The sequence below is a fragment of the Anaerostipes sp. 992a genome, assembly GCF_001940245.1.
Lineage (GTDB): Bacteria > Bacillota > Clostridia > Lachnospirales > Lachnospiraceae > Fimousia.
Map to the genome: position 1 here is coordinate 342,921 of NZ_MJIG01000003.1, position 24,494 is coordinate 367,414.

At 40.2% G+C, this 24,494-nt stretch carries 27 protein-coding genes, 1 tRNA gene and 1 other annotated feature; of the genes, 19 read left to right on the forward strand and 9 right to left on the reverse strand.

The window, feature by feature from the left end:
- The first annotated feature begins 11 nt into the window (after window positions 1–11).
- The 8 genes from BHF69_RS03255 to BHF69_RS03290 all read left to right on the forward strand — a co-directional run bounded on the left by BHF69_RS03255 (window position 12) and on the right by BHF69_RS03290 (window position 5,403).
- Window positions 12–554 carry a Holliday junction resolvase RecU gene (locus BHF69_RS03255; RefSeq protein WP_075669640.1) on the forward strand — a complete coding sequence of 181 codons (543 nt, stop codon included), beginning with the start codon at window positions 12–14 and terminating at the stop codon, window positions 552–554.
- A 78-nt stretch (window positions 555–632) separates the two neighbouring features.
- Window positions 633–1,511, forward strand: coding sequence for a YicC/YloC family endoribonuclease (locus BHF69_RS03260; protein WP_075669843.1), 879 nt, complete (start codon window positions 633–635; stop codon window positions 1,509–1,511).
- A complete protein-coding gene (locus tag BHF69_RS03265) occupies window positions 1,504–1,743 on the forward strand; it encodes a DUF370 domain-containing protein (RefSeq protein ID WP_075669641.1) in 240 nt (79 codons plus the stop codon). Before BHF69_RS03260 ends, BHF69_RS03265 begins: the two co-directional genes overlap by 8 nt.
- 5 nt (window positions 1,744–1,748) lie before the next feature.
- Complete coding sequence (gene gmk, locus BHF69_RS03270; protein WP_075669642.1) at window positions 1,749–2,366, forward strand: guanylate kinase; 618 nt, start codon at window positions 1,749–1,751, stop codon at window positions 2,364–2,366.
- Between the two features lie 14 nt (window positions 2,367–2,380).
- Window positions 2,381–2,629, forward strand: a complete 249-nt coding sequence (rpoZ, locus tag BHF69_RS03275) for a DNA-directed RNA polymerase subunit omega (RefSeq protein WP_075669643.1) — start codon at window positions 2,381–2,383, stop codon at window positions 2,627–2,629.
- 71 nt (window positions 2,630–2,700) lie between these two features.
- Window positions 2,701–3,537, forward strand: a complete 837-nt coding sequence (locus BHF69_RS03280) for an undecaprenyl-diphosphate phosphatase (protein WP_075669644.1) — start codon at window positions 2,701–2,703, stop codon at window positions 3,535–3,537.
- Entirely contained in the window at window positions 3,537–4,304 is a 768-nt protein-coding gene (locus BHF69_RS03285; protein ID WP_075669645.1) for a sigma-70 domain-containing protein, read from the forward strand. The genes BHF69_RS03280 and BHF69_RS03285 overlap by 1 nt, the downstream gene beginning before the upstream one ends.
- A gap of 94 nt (window positions 4,305–4,398) precedes the next feature.
- Window positions 4,399–5,403, forward strand: coding sequence for a deoxyguanosinetriphosphate triphosphohydrolase (locus BHF69_RS03290; protein ID WP_075669646.1), 1,005 nt, complete (start codon window positions 4,399–4,401; stop codon window positions 5,401–5,403).
- Window positions 5,404–5,407: 4 nt separating this feature from the next.
- Here BHF69_RS03290 and BHF69_RS03295 read toward each other — a convergent pair whose 3' ends face one another.
- Window positions 5,408–5,638 (reverse strand): hypothetical protein, encoded by a 231-nt coding sequence (locus BHF69_RS03295; protein WP_075669647.1) that lies wholly within the window; start codon window positions 5,636–5,638, stop codon window positions 5,408–5,410.
- 110 nt (window positions 5,639–5,748) lie between these two features.
- Here BHF69_RS03295 and BHF69_RS03300 point away from each other — a divergent pair, with 110 nt between their 5' ends.
- Complete coding sequence (locus tag BHF69_RS03300) at window positions 5,749–5,994, forward strand: helix-turn-helix domain-containing protein (protein WP_242946098.1); 246 nt, start codon at window positions 5,749–5,751, stop codon at window positions 5,992–5,994.
- A 237-nt stretch (window positions 5,995–6,231) separates the two neighbouring features.
- Here BHF69_RS03300 and BHF69_RS03305 read toward each other — a convergent pair.
- Window positions 6,232–6,315, reverse strand: a tRNA-Leu gene (locus BHF69_RS03305).
- 178 nt (window positions 6,316–6,493) lie between these two features.
- Between BHF69_RS03305 and BHF69_RS03310 the strand changes: the two genes are divergently transcribed.
- From BHF69_RS03310 to BHF69_RS03335, 6 genes are all read left to right on the forward strand, one after another.
- Window positions 6,494–6,898: an anti-sigma factor family protein gene (locus tag BHF69_RS03310; protein WP_075669648.1), complete on the forward strand. Its 405-nt coding sequence runs from the start codon at window positions 6,494–6,496 to the stop codon at window positions 6,896–6,898.
- Window positions 6,873–9,512, forward strand: coding sequence for a DNA polymerase I (polA, locus tag BHF69_RS03315; protein ID WP_075669649.1), 2,640 nt, complete (start codon window positions 6,873–6,875; stop codon window positions 9,510–9,512). Before BHF69_RS03310 ends, polA begins: the two co-directional genes overlap by 26 nt.
- 9 nt (window positions 9,513–9,521) lie before the next feature.
- A complete protein-coding gene (gene coaE / locus BHF69_RS03320; RefSeq protein WP_075669650.1) occupies window positions 9,522–10,109 on the forward strand; it encodes a dephospho-CoA kinase in 588 nt (195 codons plus the stop codon).
- Window positions 10,110–10,167: 58 nt separating this feature from the next.
- Window positions 10,168–10,959, forward strand: a complete 792-nt coding sequence (locus BHF69_RS03325; RefSeq protein ID WP_075669651.1) for an MBL fold metallo-hydrolase — start codon at window positions 10,168–10,170, stop codon at window positions 10,957–10,959.
- An 82-nt stretch (window positions 10,960–11,041) separates the two neighbouring features.
- Complete coding sequence (locus BHF69_RS03330) at window positions 11,042–11,314, forward strand: ACT domain-containing protein (protein WP_075669652.1); 273 nt, start codon at window positions 11,042–11,044, stop codon at window positions 11,312–11,314.
- A 15-nt stretch (window positions 11,315–11,329) separates the two neighbouring features.
- The gene (locus BHF69_RS03335; RefSeq protein WP_075669653.1) at window positions 11,330–12,694 is read left to right on the forward strand and encodes a PFL family protein; all 1,365 of its coding nucleotides are present in this window, start codon (window positions 11,330–11,332) and stop codon (window positions 12,692–12,694) included.
- Here the strand turns inward: BHF69_RS03335 and BHF69_RS03340 are convergent.
- The 7 genes from BHF69_RS03340 to BHF69_RS03370 all read right to left on the reverse strand — a co-directional run bounded on the left by BHF69_RS03340 (window position 12,691) and on the right by BHF69_RS03370 (window position 19,316).
- Window positions 12,691–12,927, reverse strand: coding sequence for a hypothetical protein (locus BHF69_RS03340; protein ID WP_075669654.1), 237 nt, complete (start codon window positions 12,925–12,927; stop codon window positions 12,691–12,693). The genes BHF69_RS03335 and BHF69_RS03340 overlap by 4 nt on opposite strands.
- 33 nt (window positions 12,928–12,960) lie before the next feature.
- Window positions 12,961–14,184 (reverse strand): tyrosine--tRNA ligase, encoded by a 1,224-nt coding sequence (gene tyrS / locus BHF69_RS03345; RefSeq protein WP_075669655.1) that lies wholly within the window; start codon window positions 14,182–14,184, stop codon window positions 12,961–12,963.
- Window positions 14,185–14,269: 85 nt separating this feature from the next.
- Window positions 14,270–14,519: a binding site (T-box leader), on the reverse strand.
- A 63-nt stretch (window positions 14,520–14,582) separates the two neighbouring features.
- Complete coding sequence (locus BHF69_RS03350; protein ID WP_075669656.1) at window positions 14,583–15,983, reverse strand: oxaloacetate decarboxylase subunit alpha; 1,401 nt, start codon at window positions 15,981–15,983, stop codon at window positions 14,583–14,585.
- A 24-nt stretch (window positions 15,984–16,007) separates the two neighbouring features.
- Window positions 16,008–17,132, reverse strand: a complete 1,125-nt coding sequence (locus BHF69_RS03355) for a sodium ion-translocating decarboxylase subunit beta (RefSeq protein WP_075669657.1) — start codon at window positions 17,130–17,132, stop codon at window positions 16,008–16,010.
- An 18-nt stretch (window positions 17,133–17,150) separates the two neighbouring features.
- On the reverse strand, window positions 17,151–17,504 hold the full coding sequence (locus BHF69_RS03360; RefSeq protein ID WP_075669845.1) for a biotin/lipoyl-containing protein: 354 nt from the start codon (window positions 17,502–17,504) through the stop codon (window positions 17,151–17,153).
- Between the two features lie 19 nt (window positions 17,505–17,523).
- A complete protein-coding gene (locus BHF69_RS03365; protein WP_075669658.1) occupies window positions 17,524–17,883 on the reverse strand; it encodes an OadG family protein in 360 nt (119 codons plus the stop codon).
- A 14-nt stretch (window positions 17,884–17,897) separates the two neighbouring features.
- Window positions 17,898–19,316 carry an acyl-CoA carboxylase subunit beta gene (locus BHF69_RS03370; protein WP_075669659.1) on the reverse strand — a complete coding sequence of 473 codons (1,419 nt, stop codon included), beginning with the start codon at window positions 19,314–19,316 and terminating at the stop codon, window positions 17,898–17,900.
- A 367-nt stretch (window positions 19,317–19,683) separates the two neighbouring features.
- Here BHF69_RS03370 and hrcA point away from each other — a divergent pair, with 367 nt between their 5' ends.
- The 4 genes from hrcA to dnaJ all read left to right on the forward strand — a co-directional run bounded on the left by hrcA (window position 19,684) and on the right by dnaJ (window position 24,483).
- Window positions 19,684–20,712: a heat-inducible transcriptional repressor HrcA gene (hrcA, locus tag BHF69_RS03375; RefSeq protein WP_075669660.1), complete on the forward strand. Its 1,029-nt coding sequence runs from the start codon at window positions 19,684–19,686 to the stop codon at window positions 20,710–20,712.
- A gap of 21 nt (window positions 20,713–20,733) precedes the next feature.
- Window positions 20,734–21,291: a nucleotide exchange factor GrpE gene (gene grpE / locus BHF69_RS03380; protein ID WP_278276963.1), complete on the forward strand. Its 558-nt coding sequence runs from the start codon at window positions 20,734–20,736 to the stop codon at window positions 21,289–21,291.
- A gap of 40 nt (window positions 21,292–21,331) precedes the next feature.
- Complete coding sequence (gene dnaK, locus BHF69_RS03385) at window positions 21,332–23,179, forward strand: molecular chaperone DnaK (RefSeq protein WP_075669661.1); 1,848 nt, start codon at window positions 21,332–21,334, stop codon at window positions 23,177–23,179.
- A 161-nt stretch (window positions 23,180–23,340) separates the two neighbouring features.
- Entirely contained in the window at window positions 23,341–24,483 is a 1,143-nt protein-coding gene (dnaJ, locus tag BHF69_RS03390; protein WP_075669662.1) for a molecular chaperone DnaJ, read from the forward strand.
- The last annotated feature ends 11 nt before the right edge of the window (window positions 24,484–24,494 follow it).

A 24,494-nucleotide genomic window follows, 5' to 3' on the forward strand; every position in this document is an offset into this window, starting at 1 on the left:
GGAATAGTCATATGGCAACATGGAATTCAAGGGGATTAAGGGGATTGGTGTTGGAAGAGATGATCAATCTGACCAATGAACGATATCGGGAAAAGAATCTGGCGTTGGTACAGAAGATTCCAACTTCCATTAAACCGGTGCAATTTGATAAAGAACACCGTCATATAACGCTGGCCTATTTTGATCAGAAAAGTACGGTGGATTATATTGGAGCAGTTCAGGGAATTCCGGTATGCTTTGATGCCAAGGAGTGTGCATCGGATACCTTTCCGCTTCAGAATATACATGACCATCAGATTGCATTTATGAGGGATTTTGAACAACAGGGAGGGGTAAGCTTTCTTTTGATCTACTTTTCCAAACATCATCGATGCTATTATCTGAGATTTGAAAAGCTGATGGAATACTGGCAGAGACAGTATCAAGGTCAGAGAAAGAATTTTAAATTCCATGAGATGGAACCAGAGTTTGAGATTCCCATCAAAAATGCAACTTTTGTACATTATTTAGAAACATTAAATCAAGATTTACTTGTGAGAAAGAAAAAAAGCTGATATACTATATTAGTTACATTTTGTCCTCTTGTAAATGGTGAGAGGGCTAAAAGGAAAAAGAAAGCAAAGGTGAAGACGTTGATTAAAAGTATGACAGGTTTCGGACGGAGTGAAATCTCAAATGAGAATTGCAAGATGATCGTAGAGATGAAGTCAGTGAACCATCGTTATGGTGATATTTCCATCCGTATGCCGAAGAAATTAAGTTTTTTTGAGACGCAGATGCGTACCTTATTAAAAAAATATATTCAGCGTGGAAAGGTAGATGTATTTATTACATATGAGGACCTTTCTGAACAGACGGTTGAATTACGATATAATCAGACCATGGCGAAAAATTATCTGGATATGTTAACGCGCATGGAACAGGAGCTTGGAGTTACCAATGATATTACAGCTACGGCACTGTCCAGATATCCAGAGGTATTTACATTAGAAGAACAGCAAAGCGATGAGGAACAGCTTTGGGCTGTATTGGAAGAGGCACTGACAAGGGCAGTTACAGCTTTTGTAGAAACACGTGTGGCAGAAGGCGAGCATTTATATCACGATTTAATGGAAAAACTGGATGGAATGATTCATATGGTAGATGCAATCGAAAGTCGTTCTCCTAGTATTGTAGAAGAATATCGCGAAAAGCTGGAAGAAAAGGTAAAAGAGCTTCTGGAGAATAATATCATTGACGATGGAAGAATTGCTGCAGAGGTTACTATTTATGCAGATAAGATTTGTGTGGATGAGGAGACGGTTCGTTTACGAAGCCATATCGAAAGTATGAAGAATACTTTGAATATGGAGGGAACCATTGGAAGAAAGCTGGATTTTATTGCTCAGGAGATGAATCGGGAAGCTAATACAATTCTTTCTAAGGCAAATGACCTGGAATTATCAAACATTGCAATTGATCTTAAAACGGAGATTGAGAAAGTAAGGGAGCAGATTCAGAATATTGAATAATTTAGTAAACATTGGTTTTGGAAATGTGATCAATATAGATAAGGTAGTATCGATTGTCAGCCCTGATGCAGCTCCGATCAAACGAATGGTGCAACAGGCAAAGGATGAAGGAAGAGCAATCGATGCTACATGTGGCAGGCGTACAAGAGCTGTCATTGTTACCGACAGCAATCAGCTTGTGCTCTCAGCCTTATTACCAGAGACGATTTCAAACCGCTATCAGGAAAGGTGAGATACATGAAGAAAAAGGGTTCATTAATTGTAATTTCCGGCTTTTCAGGAGCTGGAAAGGGAACCGTTGCTAAGAGATTGGTAAAGGACTATGGATATAGTCTTTCTGTTTCTGCAACGACAAGAGCACCAAGGGAAGGCGAAGTAGATGGAGTCGATTATTATTTTAAATCAGAAGCAGATTTTAAAAATTTGATTGACTACAATGGATTTATCGAATATGCTCGTTATGTAGATAATTATTATGGAACACCGAGAGCATTCGTGGAAAAAGAACTTGCAGCCGGTAAGAATGTTATTTTGGAGATTGAGGTTCAGGGAGCTTTGAATATTAAAGATCAGTATCCCGATGCGATTTTGATCTTCATCACAGCACCAAGTGTAGAGGCTTTGAAGGCCAGATTGATCGGCCGGGGAACCGAGGAAGAAGCGGTTGTAGCAAAGCGTATGAAGAGAGCTTCCGAAGAAGCGGAAGAGATAGATAATTATGAATATATTGTCATTAATGATGATTTAGATGAATGCGTACATAACGTGCATTCCATCGTTGTAAGCAGACGCTGTGAACTGAAGCAGAATCTGGATTTTATTGAAGAAACAAAAAAAGGATTTGAACAGATATAGGAAGGAGAATACTTATGTTACATCCATCATACAATGAATTAATGAAAGTCGTAAATAGCGAAGCAGATTCACCAGAGGAGGCTGTGGTTAACAGTCGTTATTCTATCGTGATCGCAACGGCAAAAAGAGCAAGACAGATTATTGGAGGAGATACTCCTTTATTAGACGGCGTTGATGAGGATTCTGATGTTAAGCCATTATCCGCAGCAGTAGAAGAACTGGCAACAAATCGAATTCAGATTTTACCAGAAGATGAAGAATAAAAAGTCAAAAAGAGGATGGATGACATCCTCTTTTTAGCTTTATGCAAATTTGCAGGAAAGGAATCAGGGAGATGAATATAATAGAAATTATCAAAGTAATTATTTTGGGAATTGTCGAAGGGATTACAGAGTGGTTACCAATCAGTAGCACGGGACATTTGATTTTAGTCAATGAATTTATTAAGCTGAATATGACACATGCGTTTATGGAGATGTTCAATGTAGTCATTCAGCTGGGTGCCATTATGGCAGTAGTCGTATTATATTTTCATAAGTTAAATCCATTTTCACCAAAAAAACGGAAAAAAGAAAAGATAGAAACCATGCAGATATGGTTTAAGGTCATTGTGGCAGTGCTTCCATCAGCTGTGATCGGATTGTTATTTGATGACTGGTTGGATGCCCATCTGTATAAACCGGTCATTGTTGCCATTATGCTCATCATATACGGAATTCTATTTATTGTCGTGGAAAATTATAATCGAAGACGTCGGGCATCTGTCAGAGATTTTGAAGATTTAAGTTATGGAACAGCGATTTTGATCGGTGCATTTCAGGTGTTGGCTTTGATTCCAGGTACTTCCCGTTCTGGTGCCACCATTCTGGGAGGAATTTTACTGGGATGTTCTCGTTACATTGCAGCAGAGTTCTCCTTTTTCCTTGGAATTCCAACCATGTTTGGAGCCAGCCTGTTAAAGATCGTTAAATTTGGTCTGGCATTTACCGGAGCTGAACTTTTTGTATTGGTACTTGGTATGATCGTATCTTTTATCGTATCTGTATTTGCAATTAAGTTCTTGATGAATTATATTAAAAATAACGACTTCAAAGCGTTTGGTATTTATCGTATTGTTTTAGGTGTACTCGTTATTATTTACTTTGCACTTGTGAAAGGAACATTATTCTAATGAAGAGTCAACAGGAATTTATGGAAGGGTTACAGGACCTGGTCCGTATTGGAAAAACCAATGGGGATGTACTGACAAAGCAGGAAGTGGAAGACTATTTTTCTGAATATAATTTGGATGATCAGAAGATGGGACTGATCGGAGCTTATATGGCCGAAAACCAGATCAGAATCGAAGGAGTTTTACCGGAAAATCCTGTAGAAGAAGAGGAAGAGACCATTGTAAGTGAAGATCTGCCTTCGGCTGCTTTATCCATGTATATGGAAGAAATCAGGGAAATGCATGGAATGGATGAGGAAAAAGAGCAGGAAATGGCGCTTATCATGGAGAGGGGAGATCAGGAGGCTGCCAATCAGCTTCTGGAGGGAAATCTGGAAGTGATCGCCAAAATGTCGGATCAATATCGTGGAAAAGGCGTGCAGACAGGAGACCTGATTCAGGAAGGCAATCTGGCCTTTTTCTGTGCCATGAGCGAATATGACAGTAAGCAGCATGGTAGTTTTCATGAGTATGCCATGGGAAAGGCCCAAAAGGCCATGGAAGATGCGATTTCAGAGAATGCCCTTTCTACCCGCCCGGCCAGAAAGATGGTACAGCAGGTCAATCGGCTAAATGATCTGGCCACAGCTATGGCCAAGGAGCTTGGAAGAGAGGCCAAGCCAGAAGAACTGGCAGAAAAAATGCATCTGACTGTGGATGAGATCAAGGATCTTATGAAGGTATCTTTAGATGCTATTTCTGTAATCGATCAGGGACAGGAATCATAATCCTGCCAAAAGATAACTGAATGGGAGTGTCCCTACTGTTGTGTGAATCTATGGTTGGGCAAGAAAGAATTCTCATGCGAAAGGGGGGTATGTCATGAATATACGGGAAAGACAGGAACAGAAGGAGCGGGCAGACTATGGTCCCAATGCCGCACTTAGTATGGAGTCGAAAGGGCGGGTGCGCCAAGAGACAGAGTGTGACATTCGGACTTGTTATCAAAGAGACCGGGATCGGATTCTTCACTGTAAGGCATTTCGGCGGATGAAGGATAAGACGCAGGTGTTCATGTCACCGAAAGGGGATCATTATCGGACAAGGCTTACGCATACACTGGAGGTTTCTCAGACGGCAAGGACGATAGCAAAAGCATTGGAGTTGAATGAAACATTGACGGAAGCTATTGCTCTTGGTCACGATCTTGGCCATACCCCATTTGGCCATGCCGGAGAACATGTACTTAATAAGTTGTGTTCTGATGGATTTAAGCATTACGACCAGAGTATTCGGGTCGTTGAGGTGTTGGAAAAGAATGGAGAAGGATTAAACCTGACTTATGAGGTGAAAGATGGCATCCGAAATCATTCGACAGCCAATATGCCATCGACATTGGAGGGTAAGATTGTCCGGCTTGCTGATAAGATCGCGTATATCAACCATGACATTGATGATGCTATCCGTGGAAAGGTGTTAAGGGAAGAGGATCTGCCACGGGAGTACACGGATGTTCTTGGTCATACTATTCGTGAGAGAATCAATACTATGATTCGGGGAATCATTATAGCCAGCATGGATCAGGATGATATCCTAATGGAAGAAAATGTATTTCGAGCCATGAAGGGACTTCGTAGATTCATGTTTCAGAATGTATATCGTCATCCAGTCTGTATTCAGGAAGAGAAGAAGGTGGAGCATGTCATCGACTGCCTGTATCAGTATTATTATTATCATGTGGATGAATTGCCGGCTTTTTATAAGAAAAATATCGAAAATGGTACCAGCATTGAGACGGCAGTCTGTGATTATATTGCTGGAATGACTGATCACTTCGCAGTGGAGCAATTCCGAGAGCATTATGAACCTAAATTTTGGAGTATATAAATTGTTAATCTAAGTGGATGATAATAGCATCGGGTTTGGACTCGATGTAATAGTGTTCAAAAAATTGAATCTTAGTGCCTTTGGCACTGTCGGAAAAATCCAATATGATCTGCTTTTCTCCTTTCTGGAGAATCAGATCGTTGGATTTTTTTTGTATGAAAAAGCCATAATAGAAGAGCAGGCAGCATAGGATGCCTAACATATATCCTGTTAATAAATATCCGATTCGTTTCATTTTACACCTCTGTATATTTCTATTGTTATATTTATAATACTACAATCTTACAAATTATAAAATTGTAATATTACAATTATAATAAAGTGTAGAAAGGGATTGGTTGTATTATGATGAATTATGGACATATTCGGTTGAATCTTGGGGATTTGATTGAAAAGAGTAACTTAAGTAAAAATAAAATATGTCAGTTGTGCCAGATTCAGCATACGCAATTAAATCGATACTGTAAAAATGAAGCGACCAGAGTTGATTTAAATGTATTGGCGAGAATCTGCTGTGTATTAGAATGTGACATTGGTGATATATTGACTTATGTCAATGGAGATGAAACAGAAGAAGATATTGACAAGTAAATTAGAGTAAAAAAGCAACCATAGAAAGAGGATGATCAGTCGCTCTTTCTATGGTTGTTTTTTGTTACTATAAAGTTTAACGCGAATGATGGGACGGTGAAAGCGGCTTCCAGAAAAGCGATATATGGGAATCGTTTCACCAGTGGAAAGATGGCAAAAGAATATATTAAGAAAATTAAGGGTTTTTTATATAACAAAAAAGAGTTTAAAAGCTATTGGCTTTTAAACTCTTTTTACTGCCGCTGGCCGGACTCGAACCGGCACGGGTGGAAGCCCGCTTGATTTTGAGTCAAGTGCGTCTGCCAATTCCGCCACAGCGGCCAATGCAATGTTCAGAATATTCTGTTCGCATCGCGCTAAATTATAATATCATTTTTAGACGGGGTTGTCAATAAGAAATTTAAATTTATCTTTTAAAAAGAAGCAAAGGTATGCTAGACTAGTCACTGAACTTTAATTATGTTACAATGTTTCAGAGAGGTATGAAAGGGACGAGAGAATGGAATGTTTTGAAGTGGATACGAAGATAATTTCATATTTGGATCATAGTCTAAAGGATGAGGAGTTGCAGGAATTTCTGGCACATCTGGAACAATGTCCATCCTGTCGAGGGGAAGTGGAGCTGCTCTTTACTCTTATGGAAGGACTGAATCAGATGGATGAGGAAGAAATTCAGATTTCAGATTTCCATGCAGCATTTCAAGAGCGAAGACAGCAACAGATGAAAGATGTCGTTGGCAGGAAGAAGGTTCGGCGTTTTACGGACCGGATGATCCTGTTATTTGTCTTTTTAATGGTATTGATAGGATTTTTATATGGTTTCTTCCATATTTATGAATATAGAATGCAGTATATTGCGCAAAAGGAGAATATAATATATGAGCAACAAATTAGTATTGATTGATGGACATAGTATTTTGAATCGGGCATTTTACGGACTTCCGGATCTCACAAATAGTGAGGGAAAGCATACCAATGCAGTACTGGGATTTTTAAATATTATGTTTCGATTTTTAGAGGAAGCAAAAGCGACACACCTGCTGGTTGCATTTGATTTGAAGGCACCTACGTTTCGTCATAAAATGTTTGCAGAATACAAGGGAACCAGAAAGCCGATGCCGGAGGAATTGCATGAGCAGGTACAGCTGATGAAGGATGTATTAACAGCTATGAACATTCCGATTATGCAGAAAGAAGGATATGAAGCGGATGATATTCTGGGTACCCTTTCAAAAGAAGCGGAAAAAGCGGGATTTGAGGTTAGCATTATATCTGGAGACAGAGATTTGCTGCAGCTAGCAACGGATCATGTTCAGATTCGGATTCCGAAGACTAAGATGTCAGGAACCATCGTAGAGGATTATTATGCAGCTGATGTCCTAGAAAAGTATCAGGTGACGCCAACAGAGTTTATTGACGTAAAAGGTCTGATGGGAGATACAGCAGATAATATTCCAGGAGTGCCGGGAATTGGGGAGAAGACAGCTACTAAGCTGATTACTCAGTTTCACTCTATTGAGAATGCCTATGAGCATATTGGGGAAGTGAAGCCGAAGAGAGCGCAGAACAATTTGAAAGAATATTATGATCAGGCAATTTTGAGTAAGGAACTGGCGACGATCAAGACAGATTGTGAGCTTGCATTTTCTTTTGAGGATGCAGTATTAAATGATATTTATACAGAAGAAGCATTTTTATTATTAAAGAAGCTGGAATTTAAATCTATTTTAAAAAAATTCGAAGGAATCGAGGAACCAGAGCCACTTACATGTCATGTTCGTACGGTTACAGATTTTGGAGAAGCAGAAGAGATTTTTGCAGAAGCCGGAGAGGCTTCTGTACTTGGTTTGCATTTGGTAGAAGAAAAGGAGCAGTTTTTTGGATGTGCTCTGTCCTATAAAGAAGGGGAAGTGGCATTTATCCGTTCAGAAGGATTCCTGACACAGGAATATTTATGTGAAAAAGCTAAGGAATTATATGAAAAAGTTGACGTCGTATCGGTTCTGGATTTGAAAAGGGTTCTGTTTTATCTGGATCTTCATGAAGAGATGGAAAGTCTTTTTGATTGTAAGGTGGCAGCCTATCTTCTGAATCCAATGAAAGATACGTACCAATATGAAGACATTGCCAGAGATTACTTAGAACTTTTATTGCCCTCTAGAGCCGAACTTCTGAAAAAGCTGTCTTGGGAAGAAGCATTGGAGCAGGAAGAAGAAAAGGCCGAAAAGGTCATTGGTTACGAAGCAGTTGTTGCGGCGAAAGCGGTAAGCGTTCTGAGAACTGCTCTGAAGGAACAGCAGATGGATCTCCTCTATGAGGAAATTGAACTTCCTACCATATTTGCTCTGGCGGATATGCAGAAGCGGGGAATTCGGGTGGAGAAGGATGCTCTGAAAGAATATGGAGATCAGCTGGTGGATAAGATTGCTGATCTTGAACAGTCCATTTACCAGGAAGCAGGAGAAGTATTCAATATTAATTCTCCAAAACAGCTGGGAGTAGTATTATTCGAGCATATGGGATTAAAGGGCGGTAAGAAAACTAAGACTGGATATTCTACCAGTGTAGATGTCTTGGAAAAATTAACAGGGAAATATCCGATTACAGGAATGGTACTGGAATATCGTCATTTGACCAAGCTAAAGTCTACGTATGCAGATGGGTTGTATACGTTTATTCAGGAGGATGGTCGTATTCATGGGACATTTAATCAGACCATTACAGCTACGGGAAGAATCAGCAGTACAGATCCAAATCTTCAGAATATTCCAGTAAGGATGCCACTCGGAAGGGCAATCCGTAAAGTATTTGTGCCAGAGGATGGCTATGTTTTTGTTGATGCAGATTACAGTCAGATTGAGCTTCGTGTGCTGGCTCATTTGTCTGGAGATGAGGCGTTGATTCAGGCATATAGCAATCATCAGGATATTCATGCCTCCACGGCTTCTGAGGTGTTCGATGTTCCGATTGAAGAGGTAACATCTGATCAGCGACGAGATGCAAAGGCAGTCAATTTTGGCATTGTCTATGGAATCAGTGCCTTTGGATTGAGCCAGGATTTGAATATTACAAGAAAGCAGGCACAGGAATATATTGATAAGTATTTTGCCACCTATCCAGGCGTAAAACAGTTCTTAGATGATACGGTAAAGAAGGCAAAAGAGGAGGGATATGTAGAAACTATGTTTCATCGTATCCGCCCGGTGCCGGAATTAAAGTCCAGTAATTTTATGCAAAGAAGCTTTGGGGAGAGAGTGGCCATGAATTCTCCAATCCAGGGAACAGCGGCAGATATTATTAAGATTGCCATGGTCAAGGTAAATATGTGGATGAAGAAGGAACAGATGAAATCACGTCTGATCTTACAGATTCATGATGAGCTTCTGATCGAAGCGAGTCAGGATGAGGCGGAGAAAGTAAAAGAGATGCTGACAGAGGAAATGATGGCTGCAGCCAGCTTGAAGGTTCCGTTAGAAATTGATATTAACACAGGAAACAGCTGGTATGAAGCAAAATAGGTGATAGAAATGAAAGTAATTGGAGTAACTGGCGGTGTGGGATCGGGAAAGAGTGTCATACTGTCTATTTTGGAAAAAGAATATGGAGCACAGACTATACTGGCAGACCTGGTTGCGCATGATCTGATGGAACCAGGAGCTAAAAGCTATATGGAGATTGTGGAAACATTTGGAGATTCCATTTTACAAGAAGATGGAGCTATCGATCGACAAAAACTGGGGAGCATTGTGTTTGCTGATGAAAAAAAGTTGGAACAGTTAAATGGCATTACCCATCCAAATGTAAAAGAAGAAATTAAACGAAGAATTGCCAAGATCAGAAAAAAAGGAGAGGCATCCATGATCGTTTTGGAAGCAGCGTTGTTGATTGAAAGCGGTTATGAGGATATATATGATGAATTGTGGTATATTTATGTAAATCGGGAAACAAGATATGAGCGATTAAAGGAAGGGCGTGGATATACGAGGGAAAAGACAGATTCCATTATGAACAATCAGCTCTCCGAGGAAGAGTTCCGTGCACATGCACAGGTGATTATTGATAATTCCTATGATATTGAGCAGACAAAGAAACAAATTCATGAGATTTTAATGTAGAACTATTGTGATTCATATGATATAATGGCAAATAACATTTGTAAAGGAATGAGAAAATATGAAATTGACCAGTATAGCCAGCGGAAGCAGCGGAAACTGTATTTACGTAGGCAGTGATGAGGCCAATATTCTTGTAGATGCAGGAATCAGCGGGAAGAAAATTGAAAATGGCTTAAAGGAATTATCAGTAGAACCTAAGAGTCTGGATGGAATCTTAGTAACTCATGAGCATATTGATCATGTTGCCGGACTGGGTGTCATGGCAAGACGTTATCATCTTCCTCTGTATATGACAGAGAAGACGGCTCAGGCAGTGTGCAATATAAAATCCGTGGGGAAGATTGATCATGAATTATTCCAGGTGATTACTCCAGATCGTCCTTTCCGGATTAGGGATATTACCATTGATGCTACATCCATCTGGCATGACGCAGCGGATCCGGTCTGTTATACCATGGAAAGTGGAGGTGTCAGGGCTTCCATAGCCACAGATATGGGGAATTACCATGAAGGAATCGTAGAGAAGCTAAAGGGTTCAGATATTCTTTTTATTGAAGCAAATCATGATATTAATATGTTGCAGGTGGGGCCGTATCCTTATTATTTGAAACGCAGAATTTTGAGCAATCGTGGACATTTATCCAACGAACGGTCGGGACAGCTTTTATGCGACATTATGACAGAGAATACCAGAGAGGTATTTCTTGGGCATTTGAGCAAAGATAACAATTATTCAGAATTGGCATATGAGACGGTAAAGATCTCTTTATTAGAGAATGGAATGGTACCAGAAGAATTTCATATGCAGGTAGCCAAGCGGGACATGGTTTCCGGATTGGCAGTAGTATAGCAGTCTGTATTGGTGAGTGGATGGTAGTAAGAACAAGATAATAAGACCTTTGATAATTGGTCTTTTTATAAAGGAGGACAATATGAAAAAAACAGTAATTACAGTAGTTGGAAAAGATAGTGTAGGTATTATTGCAAAAGTATGTACATATTTAGCAAATAACGCAATCAATATCATGGATATCTCACAGACCATCGTCAGCGGATATTTTAATATGATGATGATTGTAGATACAAGTGAATCTCAGAAAACAGTTTCTGATATTTCTAATGAATTGGGGCAGATTGGGGAAGAAATCGGCGTATTGATTCAGGCGCAGAACGAAGATATTTTCAACACTATGCATAGAATTTAATCCGGAGGCATTCACATGATTAATATTAATGAAGTAATCGAAACCAATAAGATGATCGCGGAGATGAACCTGGATGTAAGAACGATTACATTAGGAATCAGTCTGTTAGATTGTGTGGGATCTACATTGGAAGAAGTGAAAGATAACATTTATCGTAAGATTACCACAACAGCAAAAGATCTGGTAAAGACAGGACAGGACATCGAAAGAGAATATGGAATTCCAATTGTTAATAAACGAATTTCCATTACTCCAGTTGCTTTAGTAGGAGGTGCCGTATGTAAGAAACCAGAAGATTTTGTGGAAATCGCAAAGGTGCTGGATAAAGCAGCAAAGGAAGTGGGAGTAAATTTCATTGGAGGATATTCTGCACTTGTAAATAAGGGAATGACCAATGCAGATCGTCTGCTGATCGAGTCTATTCCAGAGGCACTTGCAGTTACAGAACGTGTCTGTAGCTCTGTAAATGTGGGCTCTACAAAGACAGGAATCAATATGGATGCTGTGAAGCTGATTGGTGAGAAAATCAAAGAAACAGCAGAATTAACAAAGGATAATGACAGTCTTGGCTGTGCCAAGTTTGTAGTATTTACGAATGCACCAGATGATAATCCATTTATGGCAGGTGCATTCCACGGAGTGACAGAAGCAGATGCGATTATTAATGTAGGTGTCAGCGGTCCTGGAGTGGTAAAACGTGCCATTGAAAAGGTTCGCGGAGAGAATTTTGAGGTACTTTGTGAAACTATCAAGAAGACTGCATTTAAGGTTACTCGTGTTGGACAGTTAGTTGCAAAAGAGGCTTCTAAGAGACTTGGCATTCCATTCGGTATCATTGACTTATCTTTAGCACCAACACCAGCAGTGGGAGACAGTGTTGGAGAGATCTTAGAGGAAATTGGTCTGGAATATGCAGGAGCACCAGGGACTACCGCAGCTCTGGCCTTGTTAAATGATCAGGTGAAAAAGGGTGGAGTTATGGCATCCTCTTATGTAGGAGGATTAAGCGGTGCTTTTATTCCAGTCAGTGAAGACCAGAGAATGATCGATGCAGTTAGTGCAGGAGCTCTTACAATTGAGAAACTGGAAGCAATGACTTGTGTATGCTCTGTTGGCCTTGATATGATTGCCATTCCTGGTAATACAAGCGCTGCTACTATTTCTGGCATGATTGCGGATGAGATGGCACTTGGTATGATCAATCAGAAGACAACAGCAGTTCGTGTCATTCCTGCAATTGGAAAGGATGTTGGAGATGTAGTAGAATTTGGAGGATTGCTTGGATATGCTCCAATTATGCCGGTTAATAAATTCTCCTGTGAAGCATTTGTGAATCGCGGAGGAAATATTCCAGCTCCGATCCATAGCTTTAAGAACTAGGGAAGCTTTTTAAAATAGTTTTTTAATCGAATCAGGAAGGTCCCTTGTTCATCAAAGCCGAATGCTTTTGTTATAAAATCAGAACGCCCTGTATAGGCAATAGCCTGTACCAGGGCGTTTTTTTCAGATTCCTCTGTAATAAGATTATCTGCAGCAGTGATGCTGAGAAAAAGAATGATCGCAAATAAGATGCGCAGTTTTAAACCGTCAGAATAATGAAATTCAGAATTCATAAAAACTCCGTTTTTGTTATTCTATGCACTAGATTATTCCATTATTGCTTTATGATAAACTTTTTTTCCTTTCTTGATCACGATGCCGTTTTTCAATTGTGCTTCAGAGATCATCAATGTATCCATAGAGATTTTTACATTGTCTACGGATACTCCGTTTTGCTGAATCAGTCTTCTTGCCTCAGATTTACTCTTTACAAGATTACATTTGAGCATAACATCCATCATGTTGATTTCTCCGTCTGTCAGGTCATCTGAGGAAAGAGTCGTAGTAGGCATGTCAGCATCATCACCGCCGCCTCCAAATAATGAATGAGAAACCTTTTTGGCTTTTTCGGCTTCCTCTTTGCCATGTACCAGTGCGGTCAGCTCGTATGCCAGAATTTCTTTCTTTTCATTAATGCGGTTATCCGGCCACTTTTCCATTTCAGCGATTTCCTCTAAAGATAAGAAAGTTAACATCTTTAAACATTTTGTGACATCGGCATCATCTACATTTCTCCAATACTGGAAGAAATCGAATGGAGAGGTTTTCTCAGGATCCAGCCATACAGCACCACCTACAGTTTTACCCATTTTCTTTCCTTCACTGTTAAGGAGAAGAGTAATGGTCATGGCATAAGCATCTGCCCCTTCTTTCTTTCTGATTAATTCTGTACCAGCTAACATATTGCTCCACTGATCATTACCGCCAAACTGCATATTACAGCCGTAATGTTTGTTCAGGTAATAGAAGTCGTAAGCCTGCATGATCATATAGTTGAATTCCAGAAAGCTTAATCCTTTTTCCATTCGCTGTTTATAGCATTCTGCACGAAGCATGTTATTAACGGAAAAGCATGCTCCCACCTCGCGCAATAATTCAACATAATTTAGTTTTAACAGCCAGTCGGCATTATTGACCATAATGGCTTTGTCTTCACCAAATTCGATAAAGCGTTCCATCTGTTTTTTGAAGCATTCACAGTTATGATTGATCGTTTCAGTAGTAAGCATAGCACGCATATCGGTCTTGCCAGATGGATCCCCAACATGTCCAGTACCTCCACCAATTAGTACAACTGGTTTGTTTCCAGCTTCCTGGAGACGTTTCATAAGGCAAAGAGCCATAAAATGTCCAACGTGAAGGGAATCTGCAGTTGGGTCAAATCCGATATAAAAACGTGCGCCTCCATTGTTGATCAAATCTCTGATCTCAGGTTCATCAGTTACCTGAGCAATCAGTCCTCGTTCTTGCAATTCTTCATAAATTCCCATATGTTTATTCCTCCTGTTGTGGGTTGATTTTAGTGGAAACAAAGTTTCCTATAGAGTAAAAAAACCTCTGTTCTTACTAGTAAGAACAGAGGGCAATGATAATCGCGGTACCACCTCTGGATCAAGTATTTCTCACAAAATACTCCTCTTGATGTGCCAATACACATCGTACGCTGTATCGGGCGTACCCGGCTTGCCCTAATGGGAATCTAAAGATTCTGTTCAGGAAGCAGCTTAGGAATGTATTCAATATAGGATGCCTCTATTCTCGCACCAACCGAATAGTCTCTGAAAATAGCAATCTCTATTCTACTTGTTTCCATCATCGCTTTGCTTAATCATGAAGCGATTATAACATAAGACATCCCAAAATGCAATCCTTGGTTTGGGTTATTCTGTTATACTGGGTAGGTTCCGTTTTCTTTATTTCCTAAAGCAGGATCTACTTTTGTTTCCTGGGCAGCACGGTATTTAAAGAAATCAGTAGCAACCTGAGGGAAGAGAGCATAGGATAATACGTCTTCGTCTTGTTGGGACCAGTTTTCTACTTCCTTTTTTAAGGTTTCAAGCTCTGGCTCAATTAAATCTGCAGGACGACAGGTGATAGTCTCTTCATCGCCAATTACTTTTTTCTTGACTTCTTCGTTAAATGGTTTGATAGTGGCACCGTATTTTCCACATAAGATGTCTTTGGTTTCTTTTGTAGCCATTTTATATCGTTCGCCCATTAATACGTTAAACACAGCCTGTGTACCAACAATCTGAGAAGAAGGAGTAACCAAAGGAGGTTCTCCAAGATCCTCTCTTACTCTTGGAACTTCTTTTAATACGTCATAGTATTTATCTTCTGCACCTTGTTCCTTTAACTGAGACGTCAGATTGGATAACATACCTCCTGGAACCTGGTAAAGAAGTGTCTGGATATCAACACCCATATTCTTTGGATTTAATAATCCGGTTTCTAATGCATGGTCACGAATTGGACGAAAATAGTCAGCAATTTCTGAAAGAAGATGTTGGTCAAGTCCGGTATCGTATGGAGTATCTTTGAAGGTTTCCACCATGACTTCTGTTGCAGGCTGGCTGGTACCCATTGCAAAAGGAGAAATAGCAGTATCAATAATATCCACACCGGCTTCCACAGCCTTTAAGTAAGTCATAGAAGCGACGCCAGACGTATAGTGTGTATGGAGCTCGATTGGAAGAGTAACGGTTTCTTTTAACGCAGAAACCAGCTCAGAAGCTTTATACGGAACTAATAATCCAGCCATGTCTTTGATACAGATAGAATCGGCACCCATATCTTCGATGCGTTTTGCGATATCTTTCCAATAATCTAAAGTATAAGGTTCTCCTAAAGTAAAGGATAACGCAACCTGGGCATGTGCTTTTTCTCTATTCGCTGCAGTTACTGCAGTCTGTAAGTTTCTAAGGTCGTTTAAGCAGTCAAAAATACGAATGATGTCAATACCATTGGCAACAGACTTCTGTACGAAATATTCTACAACATCATCAGCATATGGGCGGTAACCTAAGATATTTTGTCCACGGAATAACATCTGAAGTTTTGTATTTTTAAATCCATCGCGGAATTTGCGAAGACGTTCCCATGGATCTTCTTTTAAGAAACGCAGGCAGGCATCGAATGTAGCACCGCCCCAGCATTCTACTGCATGATAGCCAACCTGATCCATTTTATCGATAATTGGAAGCATTTCTTCGGTGGACATACGAGTAGCGATCAGAGACTGCTGAGCGTCACGAAGAATGGTTTCCGTGATTTTAATTGGTTTTGCCATAATTATTTTCCTCCTAGTAATAGATTAAACTCCGAAAATTGCCATAAATACACCGGCGGCAACGGCAGTACCGATAACTCCGGCTACGTTAGGTCCCATCGCATGCATTAACAGGAAGTTCGTAGGATCTGCCTCAGCACCTACTTTCTGAGATACACGAGCTGCCATTGGAACTGCGGATACGCCAGCGGATCCGATCAGTGGATTTACCTTTCCACCGGTAATTTTGCACATCAGCTTTCCAAAAAGAACTCCGGCAGCAGTACCAAAGGCAAAGGCAATCAGACCTAATACTACGATTTTAATTGTAGTAATATTTAAGAAGGCTTCAGCACTTGTAGTAGCTCCAACACTGGTACCTAAAAGAATAACGACGATGTACATTAAGGCGTTAGAAGCAGTGTCAGTCAGCTGACGCACAACACCACTTTCTTTGAATAAGTTTCCAAGCATCAGCATACCTACTAATGGAGCTGTGGATGGAAGAATTGTACATACAACAATGGTTACAATAACCGGGAATAGGATTCGCTCTAGTTTGGAAACCGGGCGAAGCTGATCCATCTTGATTTTACGTTCCTTTTCTGTAGTTAACAGTTTCATAATCGGAGGCTGAATAATTGGCACCAGTGACATATAAGAATATGCAGCTACGGCAATTGGTCCCATTAAGCTTGTTTGATGCAATTTACCAGCAAGATAGATAGAAGTAGGACCATCAGCACCACCGATGATAGAAATAGCAGCAGCAGCCGCATTTTCAAATCCAAGAAGCATGGCTCCGATATAGGCTGCAAAGATACCGAACTGAGCAGCAGCCCCTAACAGAAAGCTTTTTGGATTGGCGATCAGAGGACCGAAGTCTGTCATAGCACCAACACCAAGGAAAATCAGAGATGGAAGGATACTCCATTCATCTAATAAGAAGAAGTAGTGAAGAAGTCCTCCGTCTTCCATGATGCTAGGATAAATATTTACCAGTAGCATTCCAAAAGAAATTGGAACCAAAAGAAGTGGTTCATATTCTTTTTTGATTGCCAGGTATAAAAAGATGCAGGCTACGCCAATCATAATATAGTTTCCCACGGTGAGGTTGAAAAAAGCAGTTTGGTGAATCAGATTCCCAAATACTTCAATAATATAATCCATAATTCATCCCTCCGGCTATTAATTTAAGGTAGCCAGAACATCACCGGATTCTACCATATCTCCAACTTCAACATCTATGCTTGCAATTACTCCATCTTCTGGAGCAGTAATACCAATCTCCATTTTCATTGCTTCAATGATAATGACAGCATCTCCTTTTTTCACAGACTGACCAGGTTTGGTAGGAATCTGGAATACTTTTCCGGCAGCTCCAGTTTTTACTTCGATGCTTCCGGCAGCTACAGGAGCAGCAGGTTTTTTCGCAGTGGCAGGTTTGGCAGGAGCAGCTGCAGTAGGAGCGGAAGCTCCATTTGTTTCTTCTACGGTAACGTCATATGCAGTTCCGTTTACAGTAATAGTATATTGTTTTATCATATCGATATCCTCCTAATTAATGTCTCTGAGTCCATCTATCAGCACGTACTCGTCTGATAGATCGAACAATAAAATCATCTTCTGAAATGCCAGCAGAAGCAGCAATTGCTGCTGTAATAACGGCTACAAGTTCCAAATCGTCCATTTCTGTTTGTTCTGGTCCATTGGAAACTGCAGGTTTGCTTTCTACTGGAGTAGCTTCCTGTGCAGGTTCGCTCTTTTTTTGAAAAGCTTCCTGGATTTTTGGGATAAATGCAAAGAGTGAAATAATCAAGCTGATGAAGACTAAAACACCGAATACGGTTCCCATACCAAGAAGGGTATTTAACAGGGCGTTTTTAAATATCTCTCCAAGAGAGAATAATGGGAAAATCATAAAATCGCCCCCTTCTATACGCTAGTGTGCTTTTTGATCAATGTATGATCCTGTTTTGTAGCAAGCATTTCAAAAGCGCTGATCAGATATTTTCTTGTCTGTTCTGGCACAATGATCGCATCTGCATAACCGCGGGCAGCAGCAGAGACAGCGCTATTTTGCAGTTTTTCATATTCCTCAGCCTTTTGTCTCACGATAGAAGCAGGTTCTCCTTCATGTAAGATACGTGCAGCCTGCAGACTGTCCATTGGTCCGATTTTTGCATTTTCCCATGTATAGAGCAGGTCAACGCCCAAGGATTTGCTTCCCATAGCGGTTCCAGCAGATCCCATAGCTTCATCTAGGACGATCGTAACGGTTGGAACAGTTGCAGAAGCATATGCAGTGATCATAGCTGCACAAGAGTCACCAAATGTGGATTCTGCTTCGAAAGAACTATCAAATCCAGAAACATTACATAATGTAAGAACTGGAATGTGGAATGCATCACAATATTTTATAAAGGATGCTGCTTTTTTGGCTCCGGCAGCAGTTAAAGCAGAAGTCATAACTTTTTCGCCGGAAAGACTGCGGTTTGCAACACAGCCGACTACCATGCCATTTAAGCGGATAAAGCCGGTTGTCATCTCTCTTGCATAAAGTTTTTTCGTTTCAATAAATTGCTGATTATCTCCTAATAAAGAAAGAACGGAAGCTGCATCCTTAGAAAGATCTGCAATGCCATCGCATAAACGATTTAATTCGTCGCTTCCTTCTTCTGATAAAATGTCAAAACGATTATTGGATGGAAGAATATCTAAAAGAAGCAGAACCTCTTCATAAATCTCTTCTTCTGTACCAATGAAATCAATGTTATTTGTATTAGATGCTCTCCAGTCAGTATCGGAAGTGTTGCATTTATCGCGGGTATTTCCTGGAATTGCATCTGGTGATTGTAGGAACAGGCTTCCTTTTTTGGATTCTACAAAAGTAAAATCAGATAAAGCAGGAATTAAGGAAATTCCGCCACCGCAGCTGCCCATGACCAAAGTAAATTGTGGAATCAGCCCGGAAGCCATAACCTGTTTCAGATAGATAGAGCCAAGACCGTTCAGTGCATCTCCGGCTTCTGCCAGACGAAGGCCTGCACAATCGATGATGCCAATGATCGGTGCTCCCATCTTCATGGCCATATCATATAGTTGTGTGATTTTTTTACTGTGCATTTCTCCAATGGCGCCTCCAAGAACGGATGCATTCTGGCTGTATATATAGACAAGACGGCCATTAGCCAGTCCATATCCAGTAATAACCCCGTCTGCTGGAGTATCCTCTTTATCAAGATGGAAATCTGTAGAGCGAGCTTTTACGCAGGCTCCCATCTCTACAAAGCTGCCTTCATCTAATAAAGATTGAATTCTTGCCAAAGCAGAGTTTTTAGCTAAGTTATTCATATTCGTCCTCCTGTGAAAATTTCTACATGGAACATTTTACTATATTTGTGTGTAGTTGTTCAAGTGAATTATCTGATCCATAATTCAGAAAGAATTGTTTTTCATTTCTTATTTTGAGAGGCAGTTCAGATACATGATTATTAGGGAGACGAATCATAAGGTTCTGATATGGTAATAAGAGCAATGCCGCTCGTACAGGCATTCTGTAAATGCCCACATGATTGGGGATGTTTGAGTCTTCAAGATAGAAAAAATTTTCAAAAAATAAAAATCGGGCTTGACAAAAATAAATATCGTGATAATATAAGGATAAAGATGTTAGCACTCAAAAAGAACGAGTGCTAATAACAAAAGGAAGGAGAAAGGGATGGAGCTAAATGAACGCAAGAAGAAGATATTACATTCAATTATAATGAACTATCTGGAAACTGGTGAACCTGTTGGTTCCAGAACCATTTCAAAAAGTCCGGATATACAGCTTTCATCAGCGACCATTCGAAATGAGATGGCGGATCTGGAAGAGATGGGATTGATTCTCCAACCTTACACATCAGCTGGAAGAATTCCTTCTGATTTGGGATATCGTTATTATGTGGATCAGCTGATGCAGGAAAAAGAGGCTGAAGAAGAGAAGAAGGAAGCTTTGCTCCAACGAGTGGATCGTATGGAGATTATGTTAAAGCAGGTTGCTTCCGTCTTGGCTTCCAATACAAACTATGCGACGATGGTTACTGCACCACAGTATAAGAATTCCCACGTAAAGTTTGTACAGCTTTCACAGGTAGATGAAGAAAGCTTGCTGGCAGTTATCGTCATTGAGGGCAATGTGGTCAAGAATCATCTGATCCGGGTTCCGGATCCTCTTATGAATGATGAGGTTTTAAAAATGAATGTGTTGCTGAACAGCTTCCTTCAGGGATTATCTTTAAGAGATATTAATCTGGAATTGATTCAGACGATGAAGATTCAGGCAGGCGTACATTCTGATATTTTAGATTGTGTGCTGGAAGGAATTACAGCAGCGATCAAAGAAGCCGATGAACTGGAGATTTATACCAGCGGAGCAACCAATATTTTAAAATATCCGGAGCTTGGGAATCCTGAGACAGCAACAAGACTTTTGGATACTCTTGTAGAAAAGAAAGCCTTGACGAAGCTTGTGGATGAAGCTCAGGAATTGGATGATGAGCACACAGGCATTCAGGTATACATCGGCAATGAGATGAAGATGCAGAATATGAAAGACTGTAGTCTTGTGACAGCCACTTATGAATTAGATGGTGGAGGAACGGGAACGATAGGAATTATTGGTCCAAAGCGAATGAATTATAAAAAGGTTGTCAAAACGCTTAAGAACCTAACCGGAGAGTTAGATGAAATATTTAAAAAGAAGTGATGAAAGAAAGGCGGGGCATTCGTGGAAAATAAAAAGAAAGATGAAACAATGGAACAGACAGAAGAAATCGTAGAAGAAACTGCAGAAGAAGAAAAAGACCAAAGTCAGAAAGAAGCAGATAAAGATGAAAAGACTTCTGTTGATCCAAAGGATAAGAAGATAGAAGAATTAACAGATCGATATCAGCGTTTGATGGCAGAATTTGAAAATGCCAGAAAGCGTATGACAAAGGAATCTGTTCAGAAATATGACATGGGCGCGAAAGATGTTTTGGAGAAGCTCTTACCGGTAGTCGATAATTTCGAACGAGGTCTGGCAGCGGTATCTGAAGAGGAAAAGGAAAGCCCATTTGTACAGGGAGTTGAGGCAATCTATAAACAGCTGATGACGACCTTAGAAAGCATCGGTGTTGCACCGATGAATGCAGAAGGCAAGGAATTTAATCCGGATTTTCATAATGCAGTGATGCATGTAGAAGATGAAGCTTTCGACGAGAATGTTGTGGCAGAGGAATTACAAAAAGGTTATATGTATAAAGAAACCGTTCTTCGTCATAGCATGGTAAAAGTTGCTAATTAGTATTTTTAACATATATTTGATATTTAGGAGGAAATGAATCATGGGTAAAATTATTGGTATTGACTTAGGAACAACAAACAGCTGTGTAGCAGTTATGGAAGGTGGTAAACCAGTTGTTATCACAAATGCAGAAGGCATGAGAACAACACCATCTGTTGTAGCATTTACAAAGACAGGAGAACGTGTCATCGGAGAACCTGCAAAACGTCAGGCTGTTACAAATGCAGAAAAGACCATCTCTTCTATTAAGAGACACATGGGAACAAACTACAAAGTAAACATCGATGGAAAGAACTATTCTCCACAGGAAATTTCTGCTATGGTACTTCAGAAATTAAAATCTGATGCAGAAAACTATTTAGGAGAATCTGTAACAGAAGCAGTTATTACAGTTCCTGCTTACTTCAACGATGCTCAGAGACAGGCAACAAAGGATGCTGGTAAGATTGCAGGATTGGATGTAAAACGTATCATCAACGAACCAACAGCAGCTGCACTTTCTTATGGCCTTGATAACGAAAATGAACAGACGGTTATGGTATACGACTTAGGTGGTGGTACTTTTGATGTATCCATCATTGAAATCGGTGACGGAGTTATCGAAGTATTATCTACTGCTGGTGATAACAAATTAGGTGGAGATGACTTTGATAATGTAATCACACAGTATATGTTAGATGAATTTAAGAAAGCAGAAGGTGTAGACTTATCTGGTGATAAGATGGCTATGCAGAGATTAAAAGAAGCAGCTGAAAAAGCAAAAAAAGAACTTTCTTCTGCAACAACAACCAATATCAACTTACCATTCATCACAGCAACTGCAGAAGGTCCAAAACACTTTGATATGAACCTGACAAGAGCAAAATTTGATGAATTAACAAGAAACCTGGTAGAAAGAACAGCAACTCCTGTTCAGACAGCATTAAAGGATGCAGGATTAACAGCTTCTGATCTGACAAAAGTATTATTAGTTGGTGGTTCTACACGTATTCCAGCTGTACAGGATAAAGTAAAACAGTTAACAGGAAAAGAACCTTTCAAAGGAATCAACCCAGATGAATGTGTAGCAATCGGAGCATCTATTCAGGGTGGTAAATTAGCAGGTGATGCAGGTGCCGGCGATATCTTATTGCTGGATGTAACACCATTATCATTATCCATCGAAACAATGGGTGGTATTGCAACAAGATTGATTGAAAGAAATACAACGATTCCTACTAAGAAGAGCCAGATCTTCTCTACTGCAGAAGATAACCAGAGTGCAGTAGATATCAATGTTGTTCAGGGTGAAAGACAGTTTGCAAGAGATAATAAATCTTTAGGAAGATTCCGCTTGGATGGTATTGCACCAGCAAGAAGAGGAGTTCCTCAGATTGAAGTAACATTCGATATTGATGCAAATGGTATCGTTAACGTATCTGCAAAAGATTTAGGAACAGGTGCAGAACAGCATATTACAATTACAGCTGGATCTAACATGTCTGATGAAGATATCGAAAAAGCAGTAAAAGAAGCAGCTGAATTTGAAGCCGCAGATAAGAAACGTAAAGAAGCTGTTGATACAAAGAATGAAGCAGATTCTATGGTATTCCAGACAGAGAAAGCATTGGAAGAAGCTGGAGATAAGATTGATGCAGCAGATAAGACTCAGGTAGAAGCTGATCTGAAAGAATTAAAAGACTTAGTAGAAGCAGCAGATGCAGAAAATATGACAGATGATCAGGTAGAACAGATGAAAGCTGCAAAAGAAAAATTAATGACAAGTGCACAGAACTTATTTGCTAAAATGTATGAACAGGCTCAGCAGGCAGCAGGTGCTCAGAATGCAGGAGCTGATACAGCATACAATGCAGATGATGTTGTGGATGGAGACTACAAAGAAGTCTAATTTACTGGGAGATGTCCCCCGCCTCGAATAGGCGGTTGATTTGAAAATTTTGAAATAACAAAACGGGAGCTGCCGGCAGTTGCCGGCAGTGCCTTAAGCCGTATGAGCATTCCTCTCCTACGGCTTAAGTTGTATAAAGCAATAGAGAGGTTCAGGTAAAAATGGCAGATAAAAGAGATTATTATGAGGTTCTCGGAGTACAGAAAAGTGCCACAGATGCTGAAATTAAACGTGCATATCGTAAAGTGGCGAAAAAATACCATCCGGATATGAACCCTGGAGATAAAGAGGCGGAAGCAAAGTTTAAAGAAGCAACGGAAGCCTATGAAGTATTGAGTGATTCTCAGAAACGTGCACAGTATGATCAGTTTGGTCATGCAGCATTTGATCAGAATGGTGGATTTGGCGGCGGAGCTGGTGGATTCGGCGGTTTTGACTTTAATGGCGGAGATATGGGAGATATCTTTGGAGATTTATTCGGTGGCATGTTTGGTGGCGGTGGATCCAGAGCGAGAAGAAATGGACCTATGCAAGGTGCGCATGTTCGTGCCAATATCCGTATTACATTTGAAGAAGCAGTCTTTGGATGTAAAAAAGAACTGGAGATTATGCTGAAGGATGAATGTGAAACCTGTCATGGTACAGGAGCAAAGCCAGGAACTTCTCCGGAAACCTGTCCAAAATGTGGTGGACGTGGTCAGATCGTATATACCCAGCAGTCTATGTTTGGAACAGTTCAGAATGTACAGACTTGTCCAGAATGTAATGGCTCTGGTAAGGTAATTCGTCAGAAATGTACCAAGTGTGGTGGAACCGGTTATGAAAGTAAGAAAAAGAAAATTGAAGTAACGGTACCAGCTGGTATTGATAATGGACAGAGCATTCGTATTCGCGGAAAAGGAGAGCCAGGAAAGAATGGAGGGCCTCGCGGTGATTTATTAGTCAGCGTAACGGTAAGCCGTCATCCAAAATTCCAGAGAAGGGAATATGATCTGTTCTCAACAGAACCGATTACATTTGCTCAGGCAGCATTAGGAGCAACTATTAAGATCCAGACTGTAGATGGACCTTATGAACACACCATTAAACCTGGAACACAGACAGATACGAAAGTACGCTTGAGAGGAAAGGGTGTGCCTTCCATCCGTAATAAAAACGTTCGTGGAGACCATTATGTGACACTGGTAGTACAGGTTCCGGAGTCTCTGACGGAAAAACAGAAACAGGCATTACGTGCATATCAGGAAGCAATGGGAGAAACTTCTACAGAAAAGAAGGGTTTCTTTGGAAAACATAAAAAGTAACAATCTTTCGC

Excerpts from the sequence above, each read along its gene's own strand:
- BHF69_RS03285 (WP_075669645.1), top strand. The coding sequence starts at position 3,537 with ATGAAGAGTCAACAGGAATTTATGGAAGGGTTACAGGACCTGGTCCGT.
- dnaJ (WP_075669662.1), top strand. The coding sequence starts at position 23,341 with ATGGCAGATAAAAGAGATTATTATGAGGTTCTCGGAGTACAGAAAAGT.
- hrcA (WP_075669660.1), top strand. The coding sequence starts at position 19,684 with ATGGAGCTAAATGAACGCAAGAAGAAGATATTACATTCAATTATAATG.
- BHF69_RS03300 (WP_242946098.1), top strand. The coding sequence starts at position 5,749 with ATGATGAATTATGGACATATTCGGTTGAATCTTGGGGATTTGATTGAA.
- BHF69_RS03255 (WP_075669640.1), top strand. The coding sequence starts at position 12 with ATGGCAACATGGAATTCAAGGGGATTAAGGGGATTGGTGTTGGAAGAG.
- gmk (WP_075669642.1), top strand. The coding sequence starts at position 1,749 with ATGAAGAAAAAGGGTTCATTAATTGTAATTTCCGGCTTTTCAGGAGCT.
- dnaK (WP_075669661.1), top strand. The coding sequence starts at position 21,332 with ATGGGTAAAATTATTGGTATTGACTTAGGAACAACAAACAGCTGTGTA.
- BHF69_RS03280 (WP_075669644.1), top strand. The coding sequence starts at position 2,701 with ATGAATATAATAGAAATTATCAAAGTAATTATTTTGGGAATTGTCGAA.
- BHF69_RS03295 (WP_075669647.1), bottom strand. The coding sequence starts at position 5,638 with ATGAAACGAATCGGATATTTATTAACAGGATATATGTTAGGCATCCTA.
- BHF69_RS03325 (WP_075669651.1), top strand. The coding sequence starts at position 10,168 with ATGAAATTGACCAGTATAGCCAGCGGAAGCAGCGGAAACTGTATTTAC.
- BHF69_RS03330 (WP_075669652.1), top strand. The coding sequence starts at position 11,042 with ATGAAAAAAACAGTAATTACAGTAGTTGGAAAAGATAGTGTAGGTATT.
- BHF69_RS03340 (WP_075669654.1), bottom strand. The coding sequence starts at position 12,927 with ATGAATTCTGAATTTCATTATTCTGACGGTTTAAAACTGCGCATCTTA.
- coaE (WP_075669650.1), top strand. The coding sequence starts at position 9,522 with ATGAAAGTAATTGGAGTAACTGGCGGTGTGGGATCGGGAAAGAGTGTC.
- BHF69_RS03370 (WP_075669659.1), bottom strand. The coding sequence starts at position 19,316 with ATGAATAACTTAGCTAAAAACTCTGCTTTGGCAAGAATTCAATCTTTA.
- BHF69_RS03290 (WP_075669646.1), top strand. The coding sequence starts at position 4,399 with ATGAATATACGGGAAAGACAGGAACAGAAGGAGCGGGCAGACTATGGT.
- polA (WP_075669649.1), top strand. The coding sequence starts at position 6,873 with ATGAGCAACAAATTAGTATTGATTGATGGACATAGTATTTTGAATCGG.
- BHF69_RS03365 (WP_075669658.1), bottom strand. The coding sequence starts at position 17,883 with ATGATTTTCCCATTATTCTCTCTTGGAGAGATATTTAAAAACGCCCTG.
- tyrS (WP_075669655.1), bottom strand. The coding sequence starts at position 14,184 with ATGGGAATTTATGAAGAATTGCAAGAACGAGGACTGATTGCTCAGGTA.
- BHF69_RS03335 (WP_075669653.1), top strand. The coding sequence starts at position 11,330 with ATGATTAATATTAATGAAGTAATCGAAACCAATAAGATGATCGCGGAG.
- rpoZ (WP_075669643.1), top strand. The coding sequence starts at position 2,381 with ATGTTACATCCATCATACAATGAATTAATGAAAGTCGTAAATAGCGAA.
- BHF69_RS03310 (WP_075669648.1), top strand. The coding sequence starts at position 6,494 with ATGGAATGTTTTGAAGTGGATACGAAGATAATTTCATATTTGGATCAT.
- BHF69_RS03355 (WP_075669657.1), bottom strand. The coding sequence starts at position 17,132 with ATGGATTATATTATTGAAGTATTTGGGAATCTGATTCACCAAACTGCT.
- BHF69_RS03350 (WP_075669656.1), bottom strand. The coding sequence starts at position 15,983 with ATGGCAAAACCAATTAAAATCACGGAAACCATTCTTCGTGACGCTCAG.